This is a genomic window from Pseudomonas sp. SLFW, assembly GCF_009905615.1.
Classification (GTDB): domain Bacteria; phylum Pseudomonadota; class Gammaproteobacteria; order Pseudomonadales; family Pseudomonadaceae; genus Aquipseudomonas; species Aquipseudomonas bambusae.
Map to the genome: position 1 here is coordinate 1 of NZ_JAAAKW010000041.1, position 15,455 is coordinate 15,455.

Here is a 15,455-nt window from a genome sequence, read left to right on the forward strand (position 1 = left end):
GCAATGGCCTGAGAAACCGGGTGATCCGAACGCCCCGCCAGGCTCGCTGAAATCGCCAGCGCCCGCTCATCGAACGCCTCGTCGAGCACCACGTAATCGGTCTGCACCGGCTTGCCGTGGGTGATGGTCCCGGTCTTGTCCAACGCGAGGTAATCGAGCTTGTGCCCCATTTCCAGATAGACGCCGCCCTTGACCAGAATCCCCTTGCGCGCCGCCGCAGCGAGACCGCTGACGATGCTCACCGGCGTTGAAATCACCAATGCACAGGGGCACGCCACCACCAGCAACACCAGCGCGCGATAGATCCAGTCGAACCACGCCGCGCCCATGAACAGCGGCGGAATAATCGCCACGGCGAGGCCCAGCGCAAACACGGCCGGGGTGTAGATTTTCGAGAAGCTGTCGACAAACCGCTGGGTCGGCGCACGCGCACTCTGGGCGGCTTCGACCGCATGAATGATCCGCGCCAGCGTCGAATTGTTCGCCGCCGCCGTGACCTTGTACTCCAGCGAACCGGCCTGGTTGATGGTCCCGGCAAACACCTTGTCGCCCACGGTCTTCTCAACCGGCAGGCTTTCACCCGTGATCGGCGCCTGGTCGATGCTCGAATGCCCCGCCACCACTTCGCCGTCCAGGCCAATGCGCTCGCCCGGTTTGACCCGGACCACGCTGCCCAATGCGATGTGCTTGACCTCGACCTCAACCCACTGGCCATCCTGCTGCACAGTCGCCACTTCCGGCGTGAGCTGCATCAGGCCGCCGATGGCGTTGCGCGCGCGGTCCAGGGATTTGGCTTCGATCAGCTCGGCCACGGTGAACAGGAACATCACCATCGCCGCTTCCGGCCATTGCCCGATCAGCACTGCGCCGGTGACGGCGATGCTCATCAAGGCATTGATGTTCAGATTGAAGTTCTTGAGCGCGATCCAACCTTTTTTGTAGGTGGTCAGGCCGCCACTGAAGATGGCGACCAGCGCAATCAGCGCGACCACCCAGGTCGGCGCGGCATCCGTGAAGTGAATGACTTCCGCCGCCACAGCAGCCACGCCGGACAGTGCCAGCGGCCACCACGGCTTTTTCGGCGACGGCAGCGATTCGGTCTCTTGGGCTGCGCCCTCTTCCATCGCGTCAGCCTGCATGCCGAGCGAGCCGATGGCCTCACGAATCGGGTCGGTCGACGGCAGTTCATGCCAGACGCCCAGCACACGATTGATCAGATTGAATTCGAGCTTCTGGATGCCCGACATCTTGCCCAGCTTGTTCTGGATCAGCGTCTGTTCGGTCGGGCAGTCCATTGCCTCGATGCGGAAGCGGCTAAGACGCGCGTTGTCTGTCGAACCGTTGCCAACGCTGACCACCGCCGGAGCGCTCTCATGGGAGCAGCAAGAATGGGCTTTGTGTTCGTGCTTGCCGACCGGCGTGAATCTGCCCGGAGCGGCGTGGCTGTGACCTGCGTGGTCATGACCGCTATGGTCGTGACCGGCGTGATCGTGGGGCGAATGTTTGTGTACAGAGTCACTCATCGATTGAGTCTCTTGGTGTGCGTGTTGCCAAGTGAACACCCTGTAGCCACTATAGGGTCAAGCCTCAAAACGGGATCGATGACATGAACGCCTCTTTCAAGATCGGCGAGCTGGCCAAACTGACCGACTGCCCAGTGGAAACCATCCGTTATTACGAACGCGAAAAGCTGCTGGCCGAGCCTGCGCGAAGTGAAGGCAATTACCGGCTGTACACGCAGGAACACGTCGAGCGCCTGACCTTCATCCGCAATTGCCGCAGCCTGGACATGACGCTGGATGAAATCCGGAGTCTGCTGGCCCTGCGCGACAGCCCGCAAGATCAGTGTGAAAGCGTGAATGCGCTGATCGACGAGCACATCCAGCACGTCAGCGCCCGCATCGCGAGCCTTCAGGCGCTACAAACGCAGTTGGTGGATTTGCGACAGCGCTGCAGCGAAGGCGCGCCGGATCATTGCGGGATTCTGGATCGACTGGAAGTAAGCGGCAGCGTGGTCGCCGCCGAAGTGGAGCATTCCCATGTGGGGCGGAGCCACGGACATTGAATCTAAAGGAAACGCTCGACCTGTAGGAGTGAGCTCGCTCGCGATGGCGATAGCCCGGAAATGAAGATCTGTCTGCTACGACGTCGTCGCGAGCAAGCTCACTTCTACAGAGGATCATCGTTGGGCAAGCAACACGTGTCCGACGCAGATAAAAAAGCCCCCAACCTGTCACTCAGGTTGGGGGCTTTGTGTTTCAGCTGCCGTTACGCGTGGTGAATACGCTCCACCGCCTCGGTCACACCGGCGCCGTACGCCGGGTCAGCCTGGGTGCAGTGCTTGATGTGCAGCGCGATGATCGGCGCCGACACGCCGCGCAGGGCACGTGCGGTGTTGTCGAACAGCGACTGTTTCTCTTTCGGGCTCATGTTGCGGAACAGGTTGCCCGGTTGCGAGAAGTAGTCGTCGTCCACACGGTGGTTCCAGTGGCCCGCAGCGCCTTCGATGGACAGCGGCGGCTCGCGGAAATCAGGCTGCTCCTGGAACGCGCCTTTGGTGTTCGGCTCGTACGAGGTCATGCCGCCACGGTTGCCGTCGATGCGCATCAGGCCATCGCGGTGATAGCTGTTCACGTGCAGCGCTGCTTTTGGCGAGTTCACCGGAATCTGGTGGTGGTTGACGCTCAAGCGGTAGCGCTGGGCATCGCCGTAGGAGAACAGTCGGCCTTGCAGCATTTTGTCCGGCGAGAAACTGATACCCGGCACCACGTTGGAAGGCGCGAACGCGGCTTGCTCGACGTCGGCGAAGTTGTTTTCCGGGTTGCGGTTCAGCTCGAACACGCCCACTTCGATCAACGGGTAATCGCCTTTCGGCCAGACCTTGGTCAGGTCGAACGGATTGATGTGGTAACTGCCTGCTTCCTTCTCCGGCATGATCTGCACGAATAGTTTCCAGCGAGGGAAATTGCCGCTCTCGATGCTTTCGTACAGATCGCGGTGATGGGACTCACGATCGCGACCCACCAAATCCTGCGCTTCGGCATCGGTCAGGTTGGCAATGCCTTGCTGGGACACGAAGTGAAACTTGACCCAGAAACGTTCGTGCTGCGCGTTGAGGAAGCTGTAGGTGTGGCTGCCGAAACCGTGCATCTCGCGGTAGCTGCGGGGAATGCCGCGCTCGCTCATGACCACGGTGACCTGGTGAAACGCTTCGGGCAGTTGGGTCCAGAAGTCCCAATTGTTTTCAGCGCTGCGCATGCCGGTGCGTGGGTCGCGTTTCACGGCGTGGTTCAGGTCAGGAAATTTCAGCGGGTCACGCAGGAAGAACACCGGGGTGTTGTTGCCGACGAGGTCCCAGTTGCCTTCTTCGGTGTAGAACTTCAGGGCGAAGCCGCGAATGTCGCGTTCAGCGTCCGCAGCGCCTCGCTCACCAGCGACGGTCGAGAAGCGGGCGAACATTTCAGTCTGCTTGCCGACCTGCGAGAAGATTTTGGCGCGGGTGAATTGGGTGATGTCGTGGGTGACGGTGAACGTGCCGAACGCGCCCGAGCCTTTGGCGTGCATGCGGCGCTCCGGGATGACTTCGCGGTCGAAGTGAGCAAGTTTTTCCAGGAACCAGACGTCCTGCAACAGCGCCGGGCCATGAGGGCCTGCGGTCTGGATGTTCTGGTTATCGACAACAGGGGCGCCGAATGCGGTCGTCAGTTTGTTGCTCATGCGCTTCTCTCCTCGGGGATCATGTTTCCCGGCGACCTCATGTGAAGCCAGCCGTGTGCTTGTTCGATGGAGAGACGATAAGGAAAACCCGGCGCCGAAGCTCATTGTGATGCCGCACTGGGTGGATAGAGGAAGTTAATTAGCGGAAGGCGGAATGATAGTCGTAGATGATCGAACAGATGTAGGAGCACTTGCCCGCGATCACCGTGCGTCGATGGCACCCAAGCCATCTGACACACCGCTTTCGCGGGCAAGCGCGCACCTATAGAGGTGTTTGAGGTGAGTGCTCAAATCTGGCTGCGGTGGTAACCATGCGGCACGCCGCCTTTGGACAATACCCACTGCCACAATTGAATGTCCCGCGCGCGGAACGCCCCGGCACAGGACAACAGGTAATAACGCCACATGCGATAGAAGCGTTCACCCAACTGCGATTCAAACTCGGGCCAGGCCTTCATGAAGTTGTCGTGCCACGCCATGAGTGTCTTGTCATAGTCCGCGCCAAAGTTGTGCAAGTCCTCGACCACGAACAACCCATCCATGGCATCGCCCATTTGACCAATTGAAGGCAGGTCACCATTGGGGAATATATATTTGTCGATCCATGGATCAGGGTAAGAGTTGCGTTGGTTCTTGCCGATGGTATGCAACAGGAACAACCCACCGGGTTTCAAACAGCGATTGGCCAGTTCCATGTATTCCCGATGATTCTTGCGGCCTACGTGTTCGAACATGCCCACGCTGGCAATCGCATCGAACTGCTCGTCCAGTTCACGGTAATCCTGGAAGCGGAATTCAAGTGGCAGGTGCTTGTAGCGCTCTTTAGCCCAGGCAATCTGTTCTTTGGAAATGCTCACACCCACGGCTTCGACGCCGTAGTGTTCGGCGGCATAGCTCATGAAGCTGCCCCAGCCGCAGCCAATGTCGAGCACGCGCATGCCGGGCTTGAGTTGCAACTTGCGGCAGATCAGGTCGAGCTTCGCGGCTTGCGCTTCTTCGAGGGTTGTGGCGTTTTCCCAGTACCCGCAGGTGTAGGTCATGCGCGAGTCGAGCATTTTCGAATAGAAATCGTTGCCCAGGTCGTAATGCACTTCACCGACCGTTTTCGAACGTTTGACGTTCTGCCGGTTCATGAACTTGGCCATGAGCGCGTAGAACAGCAAGCGAATCGGTTTGACGTCTTCCGTCATCCGCGTCTTGAGGAGCCTATGGAAAAACTCGTCTAGATGCTCGCTGTCCCATTGTCCGTCCATGTAGGCCTCGCCCAACCCCAGGTTGCCCTGGGCGAAAGCGCGTTCGAGAACGCCGGGACCATTGAAGCGAATATCCGAGGGTGCCGATCCGTTGATCTGGATTCCGGCTTCGTTGAGGATGCGAGCGGCGGCGCGATAAAGACCGGAGGTGGTGCTGGAGTAAGTGTCAGTGCTGAAGTTCGTCGTGGTCATGGAGGGTGATTCCAAACGCGTGTCAGGCTAAAGACTTATCGGTAGACCCCGACTATAGAACAAACAATCCCCAGAGTTAAACTCAATACACGCAATCGACAGATTGAAAATATCTATCAAATCAATTTTGTTTACTGCCTTGCAAAACAGTTATTACGCAACTGCAACAATCCGAACTTTTATTAAATTTTAATTGACCGGGAACTTTGGGGTTAACCGGTTAGAACATAGAAGCCTCGTGCGAATTTAATTAAATCGCTCTGGATCAGTACGGCTTGCTGGCGGCGTGAGCAGAATCGCTACCGCCGGCGAGCCGGACTGCTACAGAGTCTTCAGCGCTGGAGGCTCAAACCGCCACAGGCGCTTTGATGTTGGGATCGGCGTCGTAGCCCACGATTTCGAAATCTTCGAAACGGTAATCGTAGATGCTCTCCGGGCGGCGGTTGATCTTCAACTGAGGCAGCGCTTTGGGCGTGCGGGTCAGTTGCGTGGCGATCTGCTCTTCGTGGTTCGAATAGGCGTGGGTGTCGCCCAGGCTGACGATGATCTCGTGCGGGATCAGGTCGCACTGCTGCGCCAGCATATGGGTCAGCAGGGCCAGCGCCGCGATGTTGTACGGCAGGCCGAGGAAGACATCGGAGCTGCGAATATACAGCTGCATCGACAGCTTGCCGTCCGCCACGAACGCCTGATACAGCAAATGGCAGACCGCGAGCGCTTGACGTCCGACCTTCACGTTTTCCTGAGGCGACAGCTTTTCGTCCGGCAGGTATTCGGTGTTCCAGCCGTGGAACAGGATGCGGCGACTGTTGGGGTTGTGCTTGAGGCAATCGACCATGTAATCGATCTGGTTGATCTTGCCGCCGTCCTTGGTCGGCCAGCCGGTCCACTGTGCGCCGTAAACCGGGCCCAGGTCGCCGTCTTCAGTCGCCCACTCGTCCCAGATGGTCACGCCGTTTTCGTTGAGCCACTTGGTGTTGGTGTTGCCGCTGAGCATCCAGATCAGCTCATTGGCAATGCTCTTGAAGTGCAGCTTTTTGGTGGTCAGCAGCGGGAAGCCATCGGCAAGGTTGTGGCGAATCTGACGACCGAACACGGCCGTCGTGCCAGTGCCGGTGCGGTCGCCCTTGCGCGTTCCGTTGGCGATGACGTCCTGTAACAGCTCAAGGTATTGCTTCATGCCCAAAGGCCCTCTGTATCGATGAATCGCCCGGCCTCATGAGCCGGGCGATCCAGAGTCAAACCGCTGCCTTGTTGGCAGCCGGTGCGCGGTGATAGGCCAGCCAGATCAACACCAGCCCACCAATGATCATCGGCAGGCTGAGGATCTGACCCATGGTGACCCAGTCCCAGGCCAGATAACCCAGTTGGGCATCGGGCACTCGGACGAACTCCACGACAAAGCGGAAAATCCCGTAAAACAGCGCGAACATGCCGGAAACGGCCATGGTCGGACGCGGTTTGCGCGAGAAGAAATAGAGAATGACGAACAGTGCCACACCTTCCAGCGCGAATTGATACAGCTGCGACGGGTGGCGCGGCAGTTGAGCAGGGTCGCTGAACGGCGGGAAGACCATGGCCCACGGCAGGTCAGTCGGCTTGCCCCACAACTCGCCGTTGATGAAGTTGCCGATGCGCCCGGCACCCAGGCCGATCGGCACCATTGGCGCGATGAAGTCCATCAGTTGGAAGAACGACTTGCCGTTGCGTTTGCCGAACCAGTAGGTCGCGATCATCACGCCGATGAAACCGCCGTGGAATGCCATGCCGCCTTTCCACACTTCAAAGATCAGCAGCGGGTTGGCGATGTAGTTCGGCAGGTCGTAGAACAGCACGTAACCCAGCCGTCCACCGACGATCACGCCCATCGCGACCCAGAAGATCATGTCCGAGAGTTTTTCCTTGGTCCATGTCGGGTCGAACGTGTTCAAACGACGCGAAGCCAGGAACCAGGCACTGCCGATGCCGACCAGGTACATCAGGCCGTACCAGTGAATTTGCAGCGGACCGATGGCCACGGCTACCGGGTCAATCTGCGGGTAAGGCAGCATTGCGACTCCTTAAATGGACGCTCATAGAGCAACGAATCAAATCAGAAAACTGGTACCCACGACCACCAGCAGGAGTGCGAACAGTCGTTTCAGCACCCTCGGTGACAGTTTGTGCGCCAGCTTCGCACCAAAACGGGCGAAAAACATGCTGGTGACGGCGATGCCGATCAGCGCAGGCAAGTACACGAAACCGAGACTATGCGGGGGCAGCAGCGGGTCATGCCACCCCAGAATCATGAAACTTATGGCGCTCGCCACCGCGATGGGAAAGCCGCAGGCGGAGGACGTGGCGACCGCTTGCTGCATCGTCAGACTGCGCCAGGTGAGGAATGGCACGGTCAATGAGCCACCGCCGATGCCGAAAATCGCCGAAGCCCAGCCGATCACCACACCTGCCGCCGTCAGCCCCGTCTTGCCCGGCACGCTGCCGCTGGCCTTGGGCCTGAGGTCGAGGGCCATCTGAAGGGCGACCAGAATGGCGAAGATCCCAATGATTTTCTGCAAATGCGGCCCGGCGATGTAGCTGGCCGTCAGTGAGCCAAACCCCGCGCCGATCAGAATTCCCACCGTCATCCACGCAAACACCGCCCAACGCACGGCCCCCATTTTGTGGTGGGCGCGAACCGACTGGATCGAGGTGAACACGATGGTCGCCAGCGATGTGCCGACGGCCAAGTGGGTCAGGACCGAACTGTCGAAACCTTGCAGCGTGAAGCTGAACACCAGCACCGGAACGATGATGATGCCGCCGCCCACACCGAACAGCCCGGCCAGCACGCCGGCGCAGGCGCCCAGGGCCAGATAGAGCAGAAATTCCATGGGGGTCTCCGAAAATCAGTGCGGCATGTTACCGGAGCAAGCGCTTGCCCTCCACCTGTGGTCGATGGATGTCCTGTGTATCTGTGCGTACAGTGTCGAGAAAAAGGAGGCCCGCATGTGCCTGATCGTCTTCGCCTGGCGCCCTGCCCACCCGCAGCCGCTGATTCTGGCGGCCAATCGTGATGAATTCTACGCACGTCCCACCCTGCCTCTCGCACAATGGGAAGACGCTTCCCACGTCTACGCTGGACGTGATCTGGAAGCGGGCGGCACGTGGCTGGGCGTCACGGCCGAGGGACGCTTTGCCGCGTTGACCAACATCCGCGATCCCGGCCAGCCGTTGGGGCGTCGCTCAAGGGGTGAGCTGGTTGCTCATTTTTTGACCGGCTCGCTGTCGATAGACGAGTACTTGCGGGAAGTCGCAGGTCGCTCGACGGAATACGGCGGCTTCAACCTGTTGGTGGGCAATCGCGAAGAGCTGCACTTTCTCAACGCGGCGAATCCCCTTCCTCGCCGCTTGGAACCGGGGATTTATGGCGTGTCCAACGCAGGGCTTGATACGCCGTGGCCGAAGCTGCTGAAGGCGAAAGCCGCGCTTTCGGATCAGCTGAATCAGCCGGAGCCGGAGGCGCTGTTTGGTTTTCTTGCGGATGCCGAGGCTGCGCCAGACGCCGACCTGCCCAGTACTGGCGTGGGGTTGGCGACCGAGAAGCTGCTGTCCAGCGTGTTCATCGCCAGCCCGAATTACGGGACGCGGGCGAGTACGGTGCTGATTGCCAGTGCAGATGGCAGCCGGAGACTGATCGAACGCAGCTTCGGGCCGTATGGCGGGAGATTGGGTGAGGTTGATTTGGAAGTTTGATCGTGGCGTGCTGACCCACCGCGATTAACTGTGGGAGCGAATTCATTCGCGATTGGCCGGTACATCCGACACGTTCCCGTCGGATGTACGTTTTTTCGCGAATAAATTCGCTCCCACAGAAGGTAAGAGTGCAGCCGACACTCGCGACCGATCAATGCCCTTTGACGGACGTCGGGTTGATCATCCGCGACAGCCCAAGATTCCTCAGCGCCAGCTGCAGCGAGCTGCTGATGACCTGCGGGTTGTCGTTCTTCATCAGCTGCGCCAGCAGTTCTTTCGCCTTGCTCAGGTTGATCTGGCGCAGCATCCACTTCACTTTCGGCAGGTTGGTGGCGTTCATCGACAGGCTGTCGAAGCCCATCGCCATCAACAGCACGGCAGCCGCTGGATCGCCTGCCATTTCACCGCAAATACTGACCGGCTTGCCTTCGGCATGAGCGTCACGCACGACATTTTGCAGGGCCTGTAAAACAGCCGGGTGCAGGTAATCGTAGAGATCAGCCACGCGCGGGTTGTTGCGGTCGACCGCCAGCAGGTACTGAGTCAAGTCGTTGGAGCCAACTGACAGGAAGTCCACCTGACGCGCCAGCTCGCGGGTCTGGTACACCGCCGCTGGCACTTCGATCATCACGCCCACCGGCGGCATTGGCACATCGGTGCCTTCGTCGCGCACTTCGCCCCACGCCCGGTGAATCAGGTGCAGAGCCTCTTCGGTTTCATGAGTGCCGGAGATCATCGGCAGCAGAATCCGCAGGTTATTCAAGCCTTCGCTGGCCTTGAGCATGGCGCGGGTCTGCACCAGGAAAATTTCCGGGTGATCGAGGGTCACGCGAATGCCGCGCCAGCCCAGGAACGGGTTGTCTTCCTTGATCGGAAAATAGGACAGCGCCTTGTCACCACCGATGTCCAGCGTGCGCATGGTCACGGGCAGAGGGTGGAACGCGGCCAGTTGCTCGCGGTAGATCGCCAGCTGTTCCTTTTCACTCGGGAAACGCTGCTGAATCATGAACGGCACTTCGGTGCGGTACAGGCCCACCCCTTCGGCGCCGCGCTGTTGAGCCCGCGCCACGTCGGCCAGCAGACCGGTGTTGACCCACAATGGCATGCGGTGTCCGTCGAGGGTGACGCAGGGCAGCTCGCGCAAGGCGTCGAGGCCTTGAGACAGCTGACGCTCTTCCTCGACCACCACCGAATACTGCTTGCGCAGGGCTTCGCTGGGGTTGGTGAAGACTTCGCCGTGGTAACCGTCGACGATCAGCTCGATGCCATCGACCTTGGAATACGGCAAATCGACCGCACCCATGACCGTCGGAATGCCCATCGCACGGGCCAGGATCGCCACGTGAGAGTTGCCCGAACCCAGCACCGAGACCAGACCGACAAGCTTGCCTTCCGGCACTTCGCCGAGCATGGCCGGGGTCAATTCCTCGCTGACCAGAATCGTCGCGTCGGGATAGACCAGCGCCTGCTGGCGCGCCTCCTGAAGATAGGCCAGCAAACGACGGCCCAGATCCTTGACGTCCGATGCACGCTCGCGCAGGTAGGCATCGTCCATCAGTTCAAAACGGTTGACGTGCTCATTGACCACCGAACGCAGCGCGCCCTGTGCCCATTGGCCGGTCTTGATGACGTTGGTGACTTCACTGCCCAGCGATGCATCGTCGAGCATCATGAGGTAGACGTCGAACAACGCGCGCTCTTCAGGGCGCAACTGAGTCGCCAACTTCGCTGAAAGCGTGCGCATGTCGCTGCGAACGCCTTCAAGGGCGTTCTGGAACAGTTTCAGCTCGGCATCGATGTCGGTGACGGTCTTGTCCGGCACCACTTCGAGGTCGGCGGGCGGCAGCATCACCAGCGCCGTACCGACCGCCGCACCCGGCGAACCGGCCACGCCGACGAAGCGGGCTTCCTGAATGCCCTTGCCCTGACGCCCCAACCCGCGAATCGAGCCTGTGGCCTCGGCATGGGCGATAACGCCAGCCAACTGGGCGCTCATGGTCACGAGGAAGGCTTCTTCCCCTTCGTCGAACTGACGGCGCTCCTTTTGCTGGATTACCAACACCCCGACGACACGCCGGTGGTGAATGATCGGCGCGCCAAGGAACGAAGCAAAACGTTCTTCGCCGGTCTCGGCAAAGTAGCGATAGCGGGGGTGATCGGCGGCGTTTTCGAGGTTCAGCGGCTCTTCGCGCGTGCCGACCAGACCGACCAGGCCCTCATTGGGCGCCATGCTGACTTTGCCAATGGAGCGCTTGTTCAAGCCCTCAGTGGCCATCAGCACGAAACGGTTGCTTTCGGGGTCGAGCAAATAGACCGAGCAGACCTGGCTGCTCATGGCCTCTTTGACGCGTAACACAATAATCCCCAACGCCGCCTTGAGATCCTTGGCGGAGTTAACTTCCTGGACGATCTTGCGCAGCGTATTGAGCATGGCTCGGGGTCGAACTCCGTGTCAGTCGCGCGCCAACAGGCGCGGGGCAAGCTCTTTGAGTGCGCGGCGATACACTTCGCGCTTGAATGTCACCACCTGGCCCAACGGATACCAATAGCTGACCCATTTCCAGCCATCGAACTCCGGTTTACCGGTCAAATCCATCCGCACCCGCTGCTCGTTGGAGATCAGGCGCAGGAGAAACCACTTTTGCTTCTGGCCGATGCACAGCGGCTGGCTGTGGGTACGGACCAGACGTTGCGGCAGACGATAGCGCAGCCAGCCACGGGTGCAGGCCAGAATTTCAACATCGTGCCGTTCCAGCCCGACTTCTTCATTCAATTCACGATAGAGCGCGTCTTCCGGCGTTTCCTGAGGGTTGATCCCTCCTTGCGGAAACTGCCAGGCATCTTGGTTGATACGGCGAGCCCATAAGACCTGGCCAGCATCATTTGTCAGAATTATCCCGACATTAGGGCGGAAACCATCGGGGTCGATCACGGCTACAACCTCGCAAACGCATGTCGCCGCATTGTTCCACAAAGATCGTGAAGGCAGCAACGAGGCGCAGGCAGCTTATCGCGACAACTGCATTAATAGATGCGATCTCTTGATGAAACCTCGTATTCTTGTGCTCTTTTTTCAGCCAATTCAGCGAGTAACCGCATGCGCCTGGCCTTATTCGACCTCGACAACACGCTCTTGGGTGGCGACAGCGACCACGCCTGGGGGGATTACCTGTGCGAACGCGGCATCCTTGACGGTGCTGCTTACAAGGCGCGTAACGATGCCTTTTATCAGGACTATCTGGCAGGCACTCTGAACCTGACGGATTACCTGAATTTCAGTCTGGAAATCCTCGGTCGCACTGAAATGGCGCAACTCGACGAATGGCATGGCGAGTTCATGCGCGACTGCATCGAGCCGTTGGTGCTGCCGAAGGCTCTCGCCCTGATCGCCAAGCACCGCGATGCGGGTGACAAGCTGGTGGTCATCACCGCGACCAACCGCTTCGTGACCGCGCCGATCGTGAAGCACATGGGCATCGACACGCTGTTGGCGACCGAGTGCGAGATTGTCGAAGGCCGCTACACCGGCCGCACCACCGACGTTCCGTGCTTCCGTGAAGGCAAGGTGACGCGCCTGAACCGCTGGATCGAAGAAAACGGCTTTGATCTGGAAGACAGCTATTTCTACAGCGACTCGATGAACGACCTGCCGCTGCTGGAGCAAGTCGCCAACCCGGTGGCCGTCGACCCCGATGAAAAACTGCGCGCCGAAGCGACCCGTCGTGGCTGGCCGGTGATTTCGTTGCGCGATTGAGATATCAGGGGCACCTCAACTTGCCGGAGGACCAGATACTCGGCAAACGCGGCTTTTCTGTGGGAGCGAATTCATTCGCGAGGCGGCGGTATAGGCGGTAGAGATGCATCGACTGTACTGACCCCTCGCGAATGAATTCGCTCCCACGGGGGGGGCAGCGTTGACGCTTAAGATCGGTGGCCATCCTCAACTCGGCTTGGCCACCATCAAGTAAAAAATCGCGATAAACGAAAAGAACGCGGGCCACGCCAGGCCAAACCACCATCGCATATAAACAGTCGCCTTCATCGGCATCGCAGAGCCGTCCAGCAACGCCTGATTCGCCATCTTGTGCACCCGGATCTGCAGCCACACCACTGGCAGCCAGCAAATTCCCGCCAGCACGTACAACCCGAAACTCCACATCAGCCAGGTTTGATGAGGCGGCCAGCCTGCGAGCAATACCAGGCCTAACCCGCTCAGGGGCTGAAAGATCGCGGTCGTCGTGGTGAACGCCCAGTCGGCGAACACCAAATGCTTGAACGTCACGGCGATGACCTCGACCTTGCCGGTCCGCCAGGCCCTCAGCGCGTAATAGGCCGAGCCCGCGCCGAGGCCGAACAGGATCGTGGACGACAGAATGTGCAGGGTTTTGAGCAGTAAATAGGCGTTCATCGACGCGGTTCAGTCCGTAAAAGCCAAAGGGTGGCCACCATCAGCACCAGGTTTTTGGCGACAGCGGCGTAAGGGTCAAACCAGTAATGGGGAAGGATGAAGGTGATGATGATGGTGTAAACCGCCATCAGGCACAGTTGCGCCTGAAACACACGGCGGCGCCAGCGCGGGATGAGCAGGCCAACCCCCAACACGCCGTCGCACAGCGCACCACTCACCGCCGCGATTTGCGCGAAGGGCCCTGTCAGCCCAGCCTCGGCAAGAATTCGCAATCCCCAATCAAAGCCGGGCCCGAGGCTGACGAACGCCGTGCCCAGCCAGATCAGCGCCAGCACCGCCAGCATCATCGGACGCAGGGCGAGCTGTGCGCTTTGGGCCGGATCGGGCCACTCCTGCAAACGATCACGCAAACTGGCGCAGCGATAACCACAGACCGACTCCAGCACTTCGGGATCGGCGATGTTGTCGCGACGGGCCATGAGCAGGCTTTGATAATTCAGGGCTCTCCAGCCGAAGCGATCGCCCATCGAGGCTCCCAGCTCGGTCACCGCGTCAGGGATTTTGAGAAACCAGGCGGTCGGCCAGCCTTGGGACATGCGCATCTGGTCGATCAACTGCCCTAGCGTCATGACCTCAGGCCCCACCACGGGCAAGACAACGGCGGCGTCCGGCCAGCGGCGCATCAAGGCCAGTACGGCACCGACCAGATCATCGATGTGCAAAGGCTGCAATCGGGCTTTGCGGTCCAGCAACGGGATCACCGGCAATGCGGAAAGACGAGCGAGCCAGTCACTGCTGGCACCGCCCTGCCCCACGATCAACGAAGGGCGCAGCACCACGGCGGGTAGGCCGAGCGCCATCAGATAGTCATCCGCCGCAGCTTTACTGGCGAGAAACGGCACGTCCGGCTGTCCGCCCGCGCCGAGGGCCGAAATGTGCAGGACCCGGACACCGGCGTGTTTCGCCAGATTGAAAAGCGCACAAGTCCCGAGGTCCTGGGTCAGGCTCAGTTGTTGCTCGTCCACACTCAACAAACCGGCGGCGTTGATCAGCAGATCGATGGCTTCGGGGAATTCGAAGTGGTCAGGCACTGAAGCCAAGGTGTCGAGGTCGAGCTGACGCCATTCGACACCCGGCAAACGCAACGATTGCCGGGTGCGACTGGTCGCAATGATCTGATGACCGGCGCTGCTCAGCGCCTTGAGCAAGTGACGTCCGACGAATCCCGTCGCACCTGCCAGAAGTACCCTCATTACCGTCCTTGTAGTGATTGTGATGCAGCGGAATTAAACCGGCTTGGCACCCATCAATCCGGCGATGGCGACAAAACAGACCGCACTAAAGACCGCCAACGCCAGGGTAAATTTAGGGTTGCCGACGATCACTGGCCTGCGCAGCCGATTGACCCGCACCGCCAGCCAGGCCCAACTCAACGCGCCAAAGGTATAAAGAATGCTGGCGAACAATAACCAGCTCTGCCCCAGCGACCAGCCCGCATAGTGCACCAGCCACCAGCCGCTGATCGGCAGCGTCAGCAGGCACAACCCCATCAGCAACCAGACAAACACCCAAGGCCTCTGCATGGCGCGATTCTGCACCGTCAGATCCCCGGCCCGCCGTCCGCGTACGATCCAGAACGTCAGCGCCAGCCCGCAGGCGAACAGCAGCACGGTCGTGACCATGTGCAGGATTTTCAGGGCGGCGAAGTGTTCCATGGTGGCGCTTTCCTTTATAGAGGACGTGCTTTGAGCGTAGTCGGGGGCGGGAAGTTGCGTTGGGTGGCTACTCCACGACCACCGCACCTCGCAGGTCGAACATAGACCTGTGGGAGCGAATTCATTCGCGATGCAATCGTACAGACGACACACATGTTCCGCCCGAGACACCTTTCCCGAATGAATTCGCTCCTACAGGGTCTGCGCAGGGCGTTATCCCAAAAACAGCTTATACGCCGGATTATTCGTCTCATCCCAATACGGATACCCAATCTCCGCCAGCGCCTTCGACACCAGGTGCCTTTCATCCTCCGGCACCACCAGTCCCGCCACGACCCGACCATCCGCAGCCCCATGATTGCGGTAGTGGAACATCGAAATATTCCACTTCCCGCCCAGCTTATTCAGAAAGTTGAACAACGCCCCCGGCCGTTCCGG

14 protein-coding genes and 1 pseudogene are annotated in these 15,455 nt (G+C 59.7%); 3 read left to right on the forward strand and 12 right to left on the reverse strand.

The annotated features are described in order from the left end of the window. Positions 1 to 1,523, reverse strand: a 1,523-nt coding sequence (locus GVN17_RS29125; protein WP_166598730.1) for an HAD-IC family P-type ATPase, incomplete at its 3' end; no start/stop codon positions are given. Positions 1,524 to 1,606: 83 nt separating this feature from the next. Here GVN17_RS29125 and cadR point away from each other — a divergent pair. Further along, a complete protein-coding gene (cadR, locus tag GVN17_RS29130; RefSeq protein WP_166598731.1) occupies positions 1,607 to 2,065 on the forward strand; it encodes a Cd(II)/Pb(II)-responsive transcriptional regulator in 459 nt (152 codons plus the stop codon). Positions 2,066 to 2,268: 203 nt separating this feature from the next. Here the strand turns inward: cadR and GVN17_RS29135 are convergent, their stop codons facing one another. The 5 genes from GVN17_RS29135 to GVN17_RS29155 all read right to left on the reverse strand — a co-directional run bounded on the left by GVN17_RS29135 (position 2,269) and on the right by GVN17_RS29155 (position 8,032). Then, positions 2,269 to 3,717, reverse strand: a complete 1,449-nt coding sequence (locus tag GVN17_RS29135) for a catalase (protein ID WP_166598732.1) — start codon at positions 3,715 to 3,717, stop codon at positions 2,269 to 2,271. Positions 3,718 to 4,004: 287 nt separating this feature from the next. Continuing rightward, entirely contained in the window at positions 4,005 to 5,090 is a 1,086-nt protein-coding gene (gene cfa, locus GVN17_RS29140) for a cyclopropane fatty acyl phospholipid synthase (protein WP_371928643.1), read from the reverse strand. Between the two features lie 418 nt (positions 5,091 to 5,508). Next, positions 5,509 to 6,342 (reverse strand): thymidylate synthase, encoded by an 834-nt coding sequence (locus GVN17_RS29145; RefSeq protein WP_166598734.1) that lies wholly within the window; start codon positions 6,340 to 6,342, stop codon positions 5,509 to 5,511. A gap of 58 nt (positions 6,343 to 6,400) precedes the next feature. After that, positions 6,401 to 7,213 (reverse strand): prolipoprotein diacylglyceryl transferase, encoded by an 813-nt coding sequence (gene lgt, locus GVN17_RS29150; RefSeq protein ID WP_166598735.1) that lies wholly within the window; start codon positions 7,211 to 7,213, stop codon positions 6,401 to 6,403. 36 nt (positions 7,214 to 7,249) lie between these two features. Then, positions 7,250 to 8,032, reverse strand: coding sequence for a sulfite exporter TauE/SafE family protein (locus GVN17_RS29155; RefSeq protein WP_166598736.1), 783 nt, complete (start codon positions 8,030 to 8,032; stop codon positions 7,250 to 7,252). A gap of 115 nt (positions 8,033 to 8,147) precedes the next feature. On the opposite strand from GVN17_RS29155, the gene GVN17_RS29160 reads away from it, so the two are divergent. Beyond that, positions 8,148 to 8,894, forward strand: coding sequence for an NRDE family protein (locus GVN17_RS29160; protein WP_166598737.1), 747 nt, complete (start codon positions 8,148 to 8,150; stop codon positions 8,892 to 8,894). Between the two features lie 151 nt (positions 8,895 to 9,045). Here the strand turns inward: GVN17_RS29160 and ptsP are convergent, their stop codons facing one another. Beyond that, complete coding sequence (gene ptsP, locus GVN17_RS29165; RefSeq protein ID WP_166598738.1) at positions 9,046 to 11,325, reverse strand: phosphoenolpyruvate--protein phosphotransferase; 2,280 nt, start codon at positions 11,323 to 11,325, stop codon at positions 9,046 to 9,048. Positions 11,326 to 11,346: 21 nt separating this feature from the next. Continuing rightward, entirely contained in the window at positions 11,347 to 11,826 is a 480-nt protein-coding gene (locus GVN17_RS29170; protein WP_074751434.1) for an RNA pyrophosphohydrolase, read from the reverse strand. 165 nt (positions 11,827 to 11,991) lie between these two features. Between GVN17_RS29170 and GVN17_RS29175 the strand changes: the two genes are divergently transcribed. Then, positions 11,992 to 12,648: an HAD family phosphatase gene (locus tag GVN17_RS29175; protein ID WP_166598739.1), complete on the forward strand. Its 657-nt coding sequence runs from the start codon at positions 11,992 to 11,994 to the stop codon at positions 12,646 to 12,648. A gap of 186 nt (positions 12,649 to 12,834) precedes the next feature. Here the strand turns inward: GVN17_RS29175 and GVN17_RS29180 are convergent, their stop codons facing one another. The 4 genes and pseudogenes from GVN17_RS29180 to GVN17_RS29195 form a co-directional block, all read right to left on the reverse strand. Continuing rightward, on the reverse strand, positions 12,835 to 13,302 hold the full coding sequence (locus tag GVN17_RS29180) for a DUF2269 domain-containing protein (protein WP_166598740.1): 468 nt from the start codon (positions 13,300 to 13,302) through the stop codon (positions 12,835 to 12,837). After that, positions 13,299 to 14,555, reverse strand: a complete 1,257-nt coding sequence (locus GVN17_RS29185) for an SDR family oxidoreductase (RefSeq protein WP_166598741.1) — start codon at positions 14,553 to 14,555, stop codon at positions 13,299 to 13,301. The genes GVN17_RS29180 and GVN17_RS29185 overlap by 4 nt, the downstream gene beginning before the upstream one ends. A gap of 33 nt (positions 14,556 to 14,588) precedes the next feature. Continuing rightward, positions 14,589 to 15,017, reverse strand: a complete 429-nt coding sequence (locus tag GVN17_RS29190) for a DUF2269 family protein (RefSeq protein ID WP_166598742.1) — start codon at positions 15,015 to 15,017, stop codon at positions 14,589 to 14,591. Positions 15,018 to 15,230: 213 nt separating this feature from the next. After that, positions 15,231 to 15,455: pseudogene (locus GVN17_RS29195) on the reverse strand (threonine ammonia-lyase, biosynthetic); the annotation flags it as partial.